Source organism: Acidobacteriota bacterium (assembly GCA_028875575.1).
GTDB lineage: Bacteria > Acidobacteriota > Terriglobia > Versatilivoradales > Versatilivoraceae > Versatilivorator.
Genome location: JAPPDF010000086.1, coordinates 38,344 through 50,906, shown reverse-complemented (window position 1 = coordinate 50,906; position 12,563 = coordinate 38,344). Strand labels below are relative to the sequence as shown.

Here is a 12,563-nt window from a genome sequence, read left to right as displayed (position 1 = left end):
TTCCAGTAGAACTCTATCACTCCCCCCTTGAGGGGGAGTCGCAGAAGCCGAGCCGGATGGCGAAGGCTGATGCGGTGGGGGGCAAGGCTCGACTCCTGACCGTGCGACGGCGCGGCTGATACAGGGCGAAACAGCCGTGTTTCAGGCAAGTTGCTTCTCCTCCCTTCTGCGTGCCATCCAAGACCCCAGAATCATGCCGCTGGCGGCAAGAGCAAAGGAGAGCAATCCGCTGACCTCGCTTCGGCTCAGCCACTGCGCGACCGTTGACCAAGGAGCGAAGGGATGGCTGCCTTCAACCGCCGGAAGCTGGACTTGGCTGAGCAGCAGGAATGCCAGAGGGGGAAGCGCCCCGCCTACGATGGCTCCGATTCCGCCCGCGGCGCGCGCGCCCTTCCAGTAACAGCAGGCCACCAGCAGCACGAAGATGCTGGACAGATAGATGTTGGCCGTGATGGACAAGTAGTCCCAAACTCTTCCGGGAGCTTGATACCAGAGTCCATAGAGCAGCAGGAATCCGGCGATACCCAGCACGATGCAACGGTTCAGGAAAAGTCCCGATTTCTCGCTGAAGGGTTGGCGGCGGACAGAACAGATCAGGTCGTTGTAGAGAATGCTGCTCCAGGTCAACAGATAGCTGGAATCGGTCGACATCTCGGCCGCCAGCATGGCGGCGATTACCAGTCCCACCAATCCCGAAGGGAGCAGAGAGGACAGAAAGGTGGGCATGGCTTGCAGCGAAGCCGACGGAGGATAGTCGGCTCCCAGCGCGGCCAGGGCGGCCATACCCCAAAAGGCAGGGATCAGGAAGCGCCCCACGAAGTAGAAGCTGGTCCGCGTATACACCCGTCGGGCAGTCCGACTGTCTCGGGCCGAGAGGACACGCTGAATCACGGTTTGCCAAGTGACGACGACAGCCAGTTGATTGAGGGCCTGCCAGGCAACGTAGGCTGGGCCCATACCCTCGCTGGTAAAGGGGTTGAACCCTCCCGCCCCGTGCTCTCTTTCAACGGCCGACACCACCTGCTCCCATCCCACCTGGATCACCACCAATAAGGAAACGGTGACCAGTCCTATCCCCATCACCAGAAACTGCAGATAGTCCGTGATCAGGACCGAGATCATTCCCCCAAGCACCGTGTAGATCAGAACCAGAATTACCAGAACCGTCATGGTGATTTCCAGATAGCCTTGGGGGATTCCGGTCATGATCACCAGAAACTCGCCTCCGGCTCGAAAAAAGACCCCCATGTTGAGAACTCCCCCCAGCACGATCACCAGGCCGGCCAGCCAGCGGACCCGCGGGCCAAACCGTCGGTCCAGCAATTCTGGAATGGTGTAGGCTTCCGAGTCCCGCAAAGGCTTGATGACGAAACCCGTGAGACCTACCACCAGCATTGCGGCAGCCATCAGAATCCCGGGGGTGGCGCCCGCAAATCCGTTCTTGTATCCAAGCTCGGCCGTGTACATGGCAGTGATAATTCCGAACTCGGTTGCCGCCAGGGAGGCTACTCCCAGGTAGACATCCATGCCGCGACCGGCCAGGATGAAATCCTCCACTCTGCCGACGTAACGCCGCACGGCCAGGCCGGCAGCCATGGTGGCGCCCAGGTAGGCAAGGATGATGCTCCAATCCACCAGGCTGAAACCGATCATGGGTCCTTTGTATTCTGAGTGAGATCGAAACCGGAACTCGGTCTCAAGCACCTGTTCGAGGGAGAGCAGGATGAGTTGACAGGGGATTCCAACATAGCAGGTTCCCGGGACAGGCGCAAGCAGCCCGGGTCAACCCAAGCCTTCGGAATGCACCGCTGGCCCGCAGTCGATCCGGTGGGGAGAAAGGGAAGGGAAGCGGATGAGATTCGGGCAGGATTCCAACCTAGCCGGAACTCCGGGAGGCGTAGTATCCCTTGCGGGATTTCACCTTCAGCCTCTTGCGGTTGGTCTTGATCTTGATGGAGCGAAAAGAACCGTCTCGTGCGGTATTCGAGGATCGATAGGCGAGAGAGTACTGGCTGCGAAGTTCGGTGCCGATATTGGCGAAGCTTTCGCTTAATTCCTCCGATTTGAAGGGGAAGAAGGCTCGCCCTCCCGTTTCCCGCGCCAGGCGCCGGAGGAGCTTGTCCGACTTGGGCGCCTTGATGCTGAAGAAACCGCTGGAGTTGGTGCTGACGGCGTAGATCGAGACATCTGAACGGTGGACCATCTCCAAGGTTGAGGCCAGGTTTTGTATGCTGAGATTGTCGTCTCCATCGCTGATGAGAATGATGATCTTTCTGGTGCTGCCCGGTTCGGCTTTCAGCTTTTCCTGGCAAGTGAGGAAGATGCTGTCCAGTAGCTTGGTTCCTCCACCGGGTCGTATGCGCCGGATGGACCGCGCCAGCAATTGGGGGTCGTCGGTGAAATCCTGAACCAGCTCAATGGCAGAGTCGAACGTAATCAGCAGAGCCTTGTCCTTGCGGGGCCTCAGGGTCTGAAAAAGAAACTCGATTGCCGCCTCCTGCTCGAACTTGAATCGGTCGGTGATGCTCGTGCTGGTGTCAATCAGAACGGCAATGGTCAGTGGGAGATCGGTTTCGCGAGAAAAATTGGTAATTTCCTGCAGTTTGTTGTCTTCGTACAACTTGAAGTTGGGCCTTTGCAGATCGGTGATCAGGCGTCCCTTGCGATCGGTGACGGTGAACAGGACGTTGACGAGTTCAACGTTTACCACCAGGTTGTCGACGTCGTCCCTGATCTTCTTCTTGAGCGTGGGATTGACGGGGAGACTCTGAGCGCGGATCTGATCCGCAGTGACGGACGCGCCCAAGAGAAACACTCCCATGAAAAACAGAAACCTGCCCGCATGCCCATCCATCTTCATCGCTGGAAACCTCCTGCCTGATGCCTTAGCCGCGATTCTACCGACCGGAATTCCGAGGGTCAACCCTTGGGGTGTGATGGCAGGGTTTGAAGGAAAGTTGCTGTTTTGCTGAGAAATTCACCGGCTAATCCGACGCTGCCCCGCAGTTTTCCTTGATGTACTTGATGATCGTCTGAGTAGAGGTTCCGGGCAGGAAGATTTCAGAGATCCCTCCCGCCTTCAGCTTGGGGATGTCCTGATCGGGGATAATGCCTCCGGCGACCACCAGCACGTCGTCCAGCTTCTTTTCCCGCAACAGTCCGGTGATGCGGGGAAGAATCACATTGTGGGCACCCGAGAGTATGGAGAGTCCGATGCAGTGCACGTCTTCCTGCAGGGCTGCGTTGACGATCTGCTCGGGAGACTGGCGAAGACCGCTGTAGATCACTTCCATCCCGGCGTCTCGAAGCGCCCGGGCGATGATCTTGGCCCCGCGGTCGTGGCCGTCCAGGCCGGGCTTGGCCACCAGGACCCGTATGGGCTTCTCACTCATGGCTGGGATTGGGCTCGACATCGGGCTCCCACATGTCGGCGGCTACCGTTTCGACCTAAAAGACAGGCTCCTCGTAAGTACCGAACACCTGTTTCATCTCCTCGCAGACTTCTCCCAGGGTCGCGTAAGCCTTGACACAAGACAGAAGGAAGGGCATGAGGTTCTCATCGGTGGCAGCAGCCCGGCGCAGCTCCGCCAGCGACCGTCGCACAGCCCTCTCGTCGCGGCTGGCCTTGACACGGTGGAGGCTGTCCAACTGCTTGTCGGCTACCCCGGATTCGATGGCGAGAGTGTCGATCGGCTGTTCCTCATCGACGGCGAATCGGTTCACGCCCACGATAACCTTCTCACCCCGTTCCACCGCCTGCTGATAGCGGTAGGCGGCGTCCAGAATTTCTTTCTGGGGATAGCAGCGCTCAATGGCCGCTACCATTCCGCCCATGGCGTCAATTTTCTCGAAATAGTCCCAGCACCCTTTTTCCAATTCAAGGGTCAGCTTTTCGACGAAATAGGATCCGGCCATGGGGTCGACGGTGTTTGCCACTTCGCTTTCCGTGGCCAGGATCTGCTGGCTTCTGAGAGCGATGGTGGCGGCCTGCTCGGTGGGCAAGGCGTAGGTTTCATCCATGGAGTTGGTGTGCAGGGACTGAGTTCCGCCCAGGATGGCAGCCAAGGCCTGGATGGCGGTGCGAACAATGTTGTTGTGGGGCTGTTGGGCTGTCAGGGAACACCCCGCGGTCTGGGCATGGAATCGGAGCATGCTGGATCGCGGGTCTCTACAGCCAAAGCGCTCCTTCATCACCCGGCACCACACCTTGCGAGCTGCTCGATATTTGGCGATTTCTTCGAAGAAATCGTTGTGGGCATTGAAAAAGAAGGACAACCGCGGCGCGAAGTCGTCGACCTCAAGTCCAGCCCGAACGGCTGCTTCCACGTACTCGATGCCGTCGCGCAGGGTGAAGGCCAACTCCTGCAGGGCCGTGGAACCGGCTTCCCGTATGTGATAGCCGCTGATCGAGACGCTGTTCCACTGGGGGACGCTTCGGGTTGCGAAAGCAATGGTGTCGGTAACCAACCGCATGGAAGGGTGAGGCGGATAGATCCACTCCTTCTGAGCAATGTATTCCTTCAGGATGTCGTTCTGCAGGGTGCCCCGCAGCTTGGCCCAACTGAAGCCGCTTTTCTCGGCATGAGCCAGAAACATGGCCCAGATGACGGCAGCCGGGCAATTGATGGTCATGGACGTGCTGATGGTTTCCAGGTCGATGTCCCGGAAGAGAACTTCCATGTCCGCCAGCGTATCGACGGCCACGCCGCATTTGCCGATCTCACCCGAAGCCGTCGGGTGGTCCGAGTCGAGACCCATGAGAGTGGGCAGGTCGAAAGCAACCGAAAGTCCGGTTTGTCCTTGCCGGAGCAGGTAAAGAAAGCGCCTGTTGGTGTCCTGGGCCGTGCCGAAGCCGCTGAATTGCCGCATGGTCCAGAGCCGGCCGCGGTACATGCTGGGATGAATGCCCCGGGTGTAGGGCGGTTCTCCGGGGAACCCCAACTCCTGTTCGGGGTCGAAGTCCTCCAGGTCGTCGGGACCGTAGAGAGGCTGGATGGGGTGTCCCGAGATGCTGGTGAACTCAGGCAGCCTCGGAGGGAACCGCTTCCATGAAGGGGCGAGCGTCTCCTCCACCCAGCGACGCTTCGATTTGTTGAGCCGGGTCTGACCGGTCGGTGTCCTGCCCATGAGGTTGCCCCGTTTGCCTGGAACGAGATTGCGTGATAGTAAAAGAGGCCCCCGAAGGTGTCAACGATTTCGCCTGGCTCCGTTTTCGTAATCCCAAGGAGAAGGAGAAACCGATGCGTGTCGTGGTGCAACGAGTACTTGAGGCGTCGGTGACGGTGGGTGAGGAGATGGTCGGACAGATCGGCAGGGGATTGCTGCTCTACCTTGCCGTGAAGGACGGAGACGGTCCGGCCGACACCGAATACCTGGTGGACAAAGTGTTGGGGTTGAGGATCTTCGAGGATGACAGCGGCAAAATGAACCGGTCCCTGAAAGAGGTCGGTGGGGCGCTCTTGATTGTCTCGCAGTTCACGCTCTATGGCGATTGCCGTAGGGGCCGCCGACCTTCGTTCTCAATGGCGGCGCCCCCGGAAGCCGCCAATCGCCTCTACCAATCCTTCGTGGAACGCTGCCGGCAGCATCGGATCACGGTCCAGACAGGAGTATTCCGGGAAACGATGAGGATTCGGTCCATCAACGACGGCCCGGTGACACTCCTGCTGGACAGTTCCAAGAGCTTCTAATCAGGCCGTGCCTCAAGCCGACAAGCAATGAATCGTCGATTGCGGATTGCTGATCGTCGATTGGGGGGTTGTAACTGCTGATCTCACTTCAGATCCAAGGTCTACAATCCACAATCTGCAATCGGAAACTACGATACTTGGGCAATCCGTCGAGGCTGATTCGATTCAAGAGGTCTGGGCTCGCAGGCTTCTCCCCCTATTTCTTGTTGTAGCCGTCCAGGGTGCCCTTGTCGCGGTAGTATTTGCCGGCTTCGGTCAAATCCTTGGAACCGGATTGGGTGTGACAATAGACGCAGGACTTGTTGGTCTTTTTGGTGTCGGCCGGTTTGGAGAAGTTGGAGGTGTCAAAGACAATGGCGGAGCAGACCGCCACCAGCGCCACAACCAGGACCTCGATCAGTCTCATCTGACGCAAGCCGGACGGCATGGAAACCCTCACGCTGAAATCTAACTCTCGGTAGGGGCGTAGTAGCCCCGTTTGGTCCTGGCGATCCACTTTCGTTTGCCCTTGGGTTTAGGGGATCCCAGCACCCTTACGGTAACGTCTCTCCAGGTTCCATCCCGGTTCAGGTTGGTGGGCTTGTAGCCCAAGGTGTACTGATTGCGGATTTCGTGGGCCACCTCGGTGCAGATGGCATGCACCTCGTCCACCGATTCAGGAAAGAAGTACTTTCCCCCCGTTTCCACGGAGAGCTCTTGCAGGAGCTTGGCGGCTTTTCTCGCTCTCCGGGGCCGCTCCGATAGTTTGTCGAACAGTCCAATCAGGTAAATGCTGGCGTAGGACTCCCGGGCAAATTCCAACACCGAGTCGAACCGGTAGCGGCTGTCGCGGTCCAGGCCATCGGTTATGACCAGTACGGCCTTCTTTTCTTCCTGTCCTTCCCGAATGTGCTCCAAGGCCAGGTAGATGGCGTCATAGAGGGCAGTGCCGCCCCGGGCATCGATGTGATCCAGAGCATCCGTCAGATCATCGAGGTTCTGGGTGAAGTCCTGGTCCAGGAAGACCTGGTCGTTGAAGTTGATGAGGAAGATTTCGTCTTCCGGGTTGCTGGTCTTGGCGAAGGTGATGGCGGCTTCATTGACCCGGTTGCGTTTGCCCCGCATGCTTCCGCTGTTGTCGATCACCAGGCCCAGCGATACCGGTATGTCCTCTACCTTGAAGAGGGAAATCTCCTGTTGAATCTTGTCTTCGTAGACTTCGAAATTGTCCTGCTTCAGCCCTTTTACCAACTGTTCCTTCCAGTCGAAGACGGTGACGTGGAGCAGTCTCAGATCCACGTCCACCTTGAGCGTAAAGTCGCCCCTGGCTTTCCGGGTTTGCCGCTGAGCCATGATCTGGGTACTCAGCAGAAGCAGCAGCGCCGCCAGAAGGATTCTTCCAAAGGCCGAATTCATCGGATCATCCCTGGGGACCGTAGTAACCGGTCTTGGTCCGGACCGATAGCGAATGGAGCCCTTTGGGCGTCTTCATCTTGACTTTGATTTTGCGCCAGCGGCCGTCCTTGGCCCGATTGGTGGAGGAATAGCCCAGGATGTACTGGTTCTTGAGCTCGATGGCAATCTTGGTGCAGATGTCCTCGAGCTCGTAAACGGAATTGGGGAAGTAGGCTCGCCCCCCGGTAATCTCCGTGATCTGTTCCAAGATTCCCCGTCCGGAGCGGCCACGGGCCAAGTCGGAATAATAGGAATTGACAATGCCGATCGCGAAAATTTGCACGTCGGCTTCCTTGACGGCATTTCGCACATTGATGAGGGAATAGCGGCTGCGGGTGTCCTCGCCGTCGGTAATGAGCAGGATAGCCTTCTTGGAGTGGTTGGCCTGCTTCATCTTTTCCAGGGCCAGGTAGATGGCGTCGTAAAGCGTTGTCGAACCCTTGGCTCTCTTGTGAACCAGGCGGTTTTGAATCTCGCTGATGTCGGAAGTGAAATCCTCCTCCACCGAGGGCCGGTCGGCGAAGGCGATCAACAGGTACTCGTCGGCCGGATTGCTGGTCTTGAGGAAGGCCACGGCCGCGTCTCTGGCACGGGCAATCTTGTCTCCCATGCTGCTGCTGACATCGAATAACAGCCCGATGGAGGTCGGCACATCCTCGTTGCTGAAGTGCTTGATCTCCTGCTCGATCTTGTCTTCGAAGATGCGGAAGTGCTGCCTTTCCAATCCGGTAACGAAGCGGCGGCTGTGATCGGTGACGGTGGCGCTGACCAGAACAAGATCCACGTCGATCTTCAGCGAGGAAAATCCGTTCTCCGAAGAAGAGTCTCCCGACAATCTGCCTTGTGCCAAGCACAATGAGGAACAGGCGAGAAAAAGTCCAAGACCGATCAATCCGGCGGTTGTGCGGAAGAGAGCAGCCACGGGAAAGCCTCGTCCTTTCATGGAGCACTGCTCCGGCTCATGAAGGCTTTGGGTAGGTTATCTGTCTACATGAAGCCCGGTGTCAGTGTGCCCCAAGCCCGGGGAAAAGTAAAGGACCAGTGAAGGACGGCGGAGCCCTGTCCGGCTCGAATCCGGGGGTGGAACGGAATCGAGCGCTGCCGTACTTTCCCGGAGGTGGCCTTGCCTCGAATGTCGGCCGGCTGTATTGGCCTGCGGACGGCGATCCACTCAAGCGGGGGATCCCCCAATTTAGGACTTGATCTCTGCCCGGTTTTCAACAAAGATACGGGGAATCCTTCTAACGGCCTGGTTGCGGCCAGGCCCCTCATCGTCAGACTCCGATCAGGCTTTGACCAAAAATGATCTGAAGGCTGTCGTAGTCATTCCCGCCCGTTTTCAGTCGATACGGTTTCCCGGAAAACCCCTCGCAAAAATTGCCCGAAAACCCATGATTCAGCACGTCTACGAGCGGGCTTCGGCCACTCGGGGGATTACCGAGGTCATCGTGGCCACCGATGACGAGCGCATCGTAAAGGCGGTTGAGGTCTTTGGGGGCACGGTTTGCATGACTTCCGCGACGCACCGGTCGGGAACCGAGAGGGTGGCGGAGGTAGGAGGGAATCTGGAGGTCGACGTGGTCGTCAACCTTCAGGGGGACGAGCCCATGATGGATCCCGGTTGTATCGAAGCCGTCATCGATCCCTTCCGCTCCGATCCGAGCCTGATGATCTCGACACTGAAATGTCCCGCCGAAGCTGAGGAGATATCCGATCCCAACGTAGTCAAGGTGGTCACGGATCGCAATGGGGACGCCCTTTACTTTTCTCGGTCTTCCATTCCCCATTTGAGGCGGCAAGGACGTAGCGAAGGGGAACAGGCGGCCGTATTCAAGCATGTGGGAATCTACGCCTACCGCAGGAAATTCCTCGAAATCCTGCCCGATCTGTCGGATTGCTGGCTGGAGGACGTGGAGGATCTGGAGCAACTCCGTTTCCTGTATAACGGATATCGGATAAGAGTGGTGCCGTACGAATACCATGGGGTCGCGGTGGACACGCCTGAAGACCTGGTTCGAATCAATGAGCTTGCCGTTCAAGGCAAGCTCCCGGGGAGCAGGGCAGACTGATCGTCCGGAAAGAGTCCATTCCGGGAGAGGCAAAGTGCAAGGAAAGGAGTCGGCATGACGGCCAAGTTCATCTTTGTGACTGGTGGAGTCGTCTCATCTTTGGGGAAGGGGTTGGCGGCGGCCTCGATCGGCCGCCTGCTGGAAAGCCGGGGGTATCGAGTCAGTCTGCAGAAGTTCGATCCCTACCTCAACGTGGACCCCGGCACCATGAGCCCCTACCAGCACGGAGAAGTATTCGTCACCGACGACGGAGCCGAAACGGACCTGGACCTGGGGCACTACGAGCGCTTCACCGACAGCAAGTTGACTCAAGACCACAACCTGACCACCGGCAGGATTTATGAATCGGTGATTCAGAAGGAGCGGCGGGGAGATTATCTGGGAAAGACGATTCAAGTGATTCCCCATATCACCAACGAGATCAAGGCTGCCATCAAGAAGGTGGCCACCGAGGTGGACGTCAGCATTGTCGAGATCGGTGGAACCGTCGGCGATATCGAGTCACTGCCCTTCCTGGAGGCGATCCGGCAGTTGCGGCAGGATCTTGGACGTCCCAACTCCCTTTTCGTTCATCTGACCCTGGTTCCTTATATCAATGCCGCCGGCGAGCTCAAGACCAAACCCACTCAGCACAGCGTCAAGGAATTGAGAGCCATCGGCATTCAACCCGACATTCTGCTGTGCAGGACCGAACGATTTCTCTCCAAGGGGTTGAAGGCAAAAATCGCCCTCTTTTGTTCGGTGGCGGAGGATGCCGTCATCACCGCCAGAGACGTGGAATCAGTCTACGAAGTTCCCCTCACCTTGGCCGCGGAGGGTCTGGACGAGATAGTTCTCAAGCAATTGGAATTGCCGATCAGAGATTGCGACATGACCCGGTGGCGGGAATTGGTAGAGCGCATCAAGCATCCTTCGGATTTGGTGAAAATCGGCGTGGTCGGCAAATATGTCGAGTTCGAGGAGTCCTACAAGAGTCTCAAGGAGGCCTTGATACACGCAGGGCTGTTTCACCATCTCAAGACGGAAATCCATTGGATCGAAGCTGAAGGTGTCGAGGGAGACAGTTGGGTTGAACAGTTGACTCCGTTCGACGGCATTCTGGTTCCCGGAGGCTTCGGCAAGCGGGGAATCTCCGGGATGATTCGTGCCATCAACTTTGCTCGAACTCGGAAAGTGCCCTTTTTCGGCATTTGTTTGGGAATGCAGTGCTCGGTGATTGAATTCGCCCGCAACGCTTGCGGACTGGAAGAAGCCCATAGTTCCGAATTCAATCCGGCCACACCCCATCGTGTCATATACAAGTTGAGAGAACTGAGAGGCATCGATGATCTGGGCGGCACCATGCGCCTGGGAGCCTATCCCTGCATCCTCGATTCCGAGTCGCAGACGGTTCAGGCCTATGGTCAAACCGAGATCTCGGAGCGCCACCGCCACCGCTACGAATTCAACCGGGAATATGAGGAGACGCTGGCTGCCAATGGCATGAAGGTAGTGGGGTACTCCCCGGACAACAGCTTTGCGGAAGTGGTCGAAATAGAGAATCATCCCTGGTTCGTCGGCTGCCAGTTCCATCCGGAGTTCAAGTCCAAACCCCTGGTCTCTCACCCTCTCTTCAGGGCCTTCGTCGGAGCGGCTTTTCGGAATCGCCGCGCCGGGAGGCCGAAGCAGCATGCGGAAGCCGCGCTCGAGAGCCAACCACCCCTCCAACAAACATAGCCTGAGCTGCCTGGGACACACGATGGCCAAGTCGGTGGGTCTGAGTTTCGAGAAGATTCCGAAAGCGCCGGCCCTGCTGTCGGATTACCTATACCACCCCGAGAAGGTTCGGCCCTTCTTTCCGGGTTTTCCCGGCAGTGAGTTCCTCGGATTGCCCGAACCTGATGGTCCCTGGCCTCGCCTGGCCCATCGCGCGGCCCTGGTGGAATGCCTGAAGCGCCAGAATCGGCTCTGGGGCGCTTCCGCCAAAACCATGGAGAACCTGGACCGCTTGACAGAGGACCGCTGCCGGGCAGTGGTTACCGGTCAACAGGTCGGCTTGTTTGCCGGTCCGGCCTATACCGTTTACAAAGCCCTGACCGCCGTGAAACTGGTCGAAGCCTATCGACGCCGGGGCGTGGAAGCGGTCCCCGTATTTTGGATGGCCACCGAGGACCACGATCTCGAGGAAGTGGGTCGCACCTGGATCCTGGCGGCTGACTCGACTCTGAAATCGGTCCAATATGCTCAAGAATCGGAAGGCAATCGACAGCCGGTGGGACCCATTTCCTTCGGTCCTTCGATCGCAGGCTACCTGGACCGGTTTCTGCAGGGCCTTCCGGATTCCGAATTCAAGCCGGTACTGGTCGCCCGATTGAAACGGATCTATCGGGAGGGGAATACCTTTGGGGAGGCGTTCGCGGAGGTGGTTTCCTTTCTCCTTTCCGAGTATGGACTCATCCTGCTGGATCCGCGGGACCCAACTCTCAAGAAAATGGCCAAGCCGGTTTTTCTACAGGCTGCCGAGACCTGGGAGAAACTGGATGAGTTGCTTGAAGACCGCAACCGACAACTGGCCGCCGCCGGCTATCCCCCGCAAGTCAGCAGGGAAGCAGGGACAAGCTTTCTCTTTTGGGAACAGGACGGGAAACGCCGGGGAGTGGTGGGGACCCGCGAAGGTTTTTCGCTAAGGAGGAGCTCCGAGGTGCTGCCGGATCTCCGGGGCCTCATCGAGCGGGCGCCGGAGCAGGTAAGTCCCAACGTACTCTTCAGACCCGTTGTACAGGATTTCCTGCTTCCGACGCTGGCCTACGTTGCCGGACCATCCGAGGTCGCCTACTATGCCCAGGTGTCTCCGCTCTATCATGCCCTGGGAAGAGTCATGCCCCCGGTGGTTCCGCGTGCCAGCTTTACGGTGGTAGAAAAAAAAATGCAAAAGTTGCTGGCCAAATACCGGCTGGAATTCTGCGACTTGTTTCGAGGGAGCCAGGCACTGCTGCAACTGATCGTGGAAAGGACCGTCAACCAGGAGGTCGGCAACAGGTTCGATCGGCTCGAAAGAGCCATCGACAGTCGCCTCGGTGAGATGGAAGAGCCCCTGAAGTCGGTAGATCCCACACTGGTTGGCGCACTGGGGACCGTGCGCAAGAAAATCCATTACCAGTTGGAGAACCTTCGAGCCAAGTTCGTGGGAGCCGAGTCCCGCCAGCAGGAGATTCTGACTCGACAGGTCGACAGCCTTTTGAGCACGCTCTGTCCCTCGGGGGGACTTCAGGAACGTCATATCAATATTTTCTACTTTCTGTCGCGCTACGGACCGGAATTCCTGGAAGAGCTGCACGACTCCGTCGACCCTTCCAATCCGGACCACAAATTGCTTTATTTGTGAGAGTTG

11 protein-coding genes are annotated in these 12,563 nt (G+C 57.9%); 4 read left to right on the top strand and 7 right to left on the bottom strand.

The features are described from left to right. Positions 1-141: 141 nt before the first annotated feature. From OXI69_13695 to OXI69_13680, 4 genes are all read right to left on the bottom strand, one after another. Positions 142-1,653 (bottom strand): sodium:solute symporter family protein, encoded by a 1,512-nt coding sequence (locus OXI69_13695; protein ID MDE2667193.1) that lies wholly within the window; start codon positions 1,651-1,653, stop codon positions 142-144. Between the two features lie 223 nt (positions 1,654-1,876). Further along, positions 1,877-2,860: a VWA domain-containing protein gene (locus OXI69_13690; protein ID MDE2667192.1), complete on the bottom strand. Its 984-nt coding sequence runs from the start codon at positions 2,858-2,860 to the stop codon at positions 1,877-1,879. A 124-nt stretch (positions 2,861-2,984) separates the two neighbouring features. Then, positions 2,985-3,392, bottom strand: coding sequence for a cobalamin B12-binding domain-containing protein (locus OXI69_13685; protein ID MDE2667191.1), 408 nt, complete (start codon positions 3,390-3,392; stop codon positions 2,985-2,987). A 55-nt stretch (positions 3,393-3,447) separates the two neighbouring features. Then, positions 3,448-5,127: a methylmalonyl-CoA mutase family protein gene (locus tag OXI69_13680; GenBank protein MDE2667190.1), complete on the bottom strand. Its 1,680-nt coding sequence runs from the start codon at positions 5,125-5,127 to the stop codon at positions 3,448-3,450. A gap of 113 nt (positions 5,128-5,240) precedes the next feature. Here OXI69_13680 and dtd point away from each other — a divergent pair, with 113 nt between their 5' ends. Continuing rightward, on the top strand, positions 5,241-5,690 hold the full coding sequence (dtd, locus tag OXI69_13675; protein MDE2667189.1) for a D-aminoacyl-tRNA deacylase: 450 nt from the start codon (positions 5,241-5,243) through the stop codon (positions 5,688-5,690). A 196-nt stretch (positions 5,691-5,886) separates the two neighbouring features. On the opposite strand, the gene OXI69_13670 is transcribed toward dtd, so the two are convergent. The 3 genes from OXI69_13670 to OXI69_13660 are packed head-to-tail and all read right to left on the bottom strand — an operon-like array spanning position 5,887 to position 7,959. Next, on the bottom strand, positions 5,887-6,117 hold the full coding sequence (locus tag OXI69_13670; protein ID MDE2667188.1) for a hypothetical protein: 231 nt from the start codon (positions 6,115-6,117) through the stop codon (positions 5,887-5,889). 20 nt (positions 6,118-6,137) lie between these two features. Further along, positions 6,138-7,085, bottom strand: coding sequence for a VWA domain-containing protein (locus OXI69_13665; protein MDE2667187.1), 948 nt, complete (start codon positions 7,083-7,085; stop codon positions 6,138-6,140). Positions 7,086-7,089: 4 nt separating this feature from the next. After that, a complete protein-coding gene (locus OXI69_13660; GenBank protein ID MDE2667186.1) occupies positions 7,090-7,959 on the bottom strand; it encodes a VWA domain-containing protein in 870 nt (289 codons plus the stop codon). Between the two features lie 472 nt (positions 7,960-8,431). On the opposite strand from OXI69_13660, the gene kdsB reads away from it, so the two are divergent. From kdsB to bshC, 3 genes are read left to right on the top strand one after another with little or no spacing between them, the layout of a single operon-like run. Then, complete coding sequence (gene kdsB / locus OXI69_13655) at positions 8,432-9,193, top strand: 3-deoxy-manno-octulosonate cytidylyltransferase (GenBank protein MDE2667185.1); 762 nt, start codon at positions 8,432-8,434, stop codon at positions 9,191-9,193. A gap of 54 nt (positions 9,194-9,247) precedes the next feature. Next, positions 9,248-10,909, top strand: coding sequence for a CTP synthase (locus OXI69_13650; protein ID MDE2667184.1), 1,662 nt, complete (start codon positions 9,248-9,250; stop codon positions 10,907-10,909). Next, on the top strand, positions 10,863-12,557 hold the full coding sequence (gene bshC / locus OXI69_13645; protein ID MDE2667183.1) for a bacillithiol biosynthesis cysteine-adding enzyme BshC: 1,695 nt from the start codon (positions 10,863-10,865) through the stop codon (positions 12,555-12,557). Before OXI69_13650 ends, bshC begins: the two co-directional genes overlap by 47 nt. The last annotated feature ends 6 nt before the right edge of the window (positions 12,558-12,563 follow it).

Bases quoted from the DNA above. Each gene is read 5' to 3' on its own strand.
- OXI69_13650 (MDE2667184.1), top strand. From the start codon at position 9,248: ATGACGGCCAAGTTCATCTTTGTGACTGGTGGAGTCGTCTCATCTTTG.
- OXI69_13665 (MDE2667187.1), bottom strand. From the start codon at position 7,085: ATGAATTCGGCCTTTGGAAGAATCCTTCTGGCGGCGCTGCTGCTTCTG.
- OXI69_13685 (MDE2667191.1), bottom strand. From the start codon at position 3,392: ATGAGTGAGAAGCCCATACGGGTCCTGGTGGCCAAGCCCGGCCTGGAC.
- OXI69_13670 (MDE2667188.1), bottom strand. From the start codon at position 6,117: ATGCCGTCCGGCTTGCGTCAGATGAGACTGATCGAGGTCCTGGTTGTG.
- dtd (MDE2667189.1), top strand. From the start codon at position 5,241: ATGCGTGTCGTGGTGCAACGAGTACTTGAGGCGTCGGTGACGGTGGGT.
- OXI69_13680 (MDE2667190.1), bottom strand. From the start codon at position 5,127: ATGGGCAGGACACCGACCGGTCAGACCCGGCTCAACAAATCGAAGCGT.
- OXI69_13690 (MDE2667192.1), bottom strand. From the start codon at position 2,860: ATGAAGATGGATGGGCATGCGGGCAGGTTTCTGTTTTTCATGGGAGTG.
- OXI69_13695 (MDE2667193.1), bottom strand. From the start codon at position 1,653: ATGATCGGTTTCAGCCTGGTGGATTGGAGCATCATCCTTGCCTACCTG.
- bshC (MDE2667183.1), top strand. From the start codon at position 10,863: ATGCGGAAGCCGCGCTCGAGAGCCAACCACCCCTCCAACAAACATAGC.